Here is a 298-nt window from a genome sequence, read left to right as displayed (position 1 = left end):
GCGGCGAGCCCCCGGATCCGGAACGCCGACGCGCTCGCCGTGGTCGGGATCGGTGCCGGCGTCGCCCCCGACCTCGCCCCCGGCGACGTCGTCGTGGCGACCGAGGTGCGCCCGCCCCACGGCGGCCCCCTGTCGTGCCCGAGCGCGCCGCTGCTCGCCCGAGCCCTGCAGGCTCACGGCCTGCCCGTCCGGGTCGGCCCCATCGCCAGCGTGACCCACGTCGTCGGCAACCGCGAGCGGCGGGCCCTCGCGTCCAGCGGGGTCCTGGCAGCCGACATGGAGTCCGTCTGGCTCCTGC

At 78.9% G+C, this 298-nt stretch carries 1 protein-coding gene; it reads left to right on the top strand.

Going from position 1 to position 298, the window contains the following annotated elements; translation table 11 throughout:
* Window positions 1-298 (top strand): phosphorylase family protein (locus N864_RS23245; protein WP_034723424.1); only part of this gene is annotated, 298 nt, incomplete at both ends.

The organism is Intrasporangium chromatireducens Q5-1, from assembly GCF_000576575.1.
GTDB lineage: Bacteria > Actinomycetota > Actinomycetes > Actinomycetales > Dermatophilaceae > Intrasporangium_A > Intrasporangium_A chromatireducens.
This window is presented reverse-complemented; position numbering and strand designations above follow the sequence as displayed.